Genomic DNA, 318 nt, shown 5'->3' with positions numbered 1-318 from the left:
TCCACGATTGCAGATGTACACCAACGAGAAATACGTATTGATGAGAGTGAATCATCAAGCGATTAGAAATGTTAAACCGGGTCAATTGGCTGAATTTACAACGCCAGTTTATCCAGGGAAAGTATTCACGGCAGAGGTTGAAGGTATTATTGAAGCAACCGGCGAAGCGCAAAGTAACTTGCTTGGCTTTGACCAGAATGTTCGCTCTACGACAGGCAAGAACCTACAAAACAAACATCACTTTGTTAGGTTGAAAGTCTTTGAACCTGAAGGCTATAGCGTACCAGTCGGCTCGGTTGGTTTAGCTTGGATTAGCGG

1 pseudogene is annotated in these 318 nt (G+C 44.0%); it reads left to right on the top strand.

Going from position 1 to position 318, the window contains the following annotated elements:
• Window positions 1-318: pseudogene (locus AB4486_RS27770) on the top strand (HlyD family secretion protein); the annotation flags it as partial.

Origin of the sequence: Vibrio sp. 10N.222.55.C6 (genome assembly GCF_041473395.1) — a bacterium.
GTDB classification, from domain to species: domain Bacteria; phylum Pseudomonadota; class Gammaproteobacteria; order Enterobacterales; family Vibrionaceae; genus Vibrio; species Vibrio crassostreae_C.
Note: the sequence above shows the minus strand (reverse complement) of the source record. Positions and strands in the feature narration are given on the sequence as shown.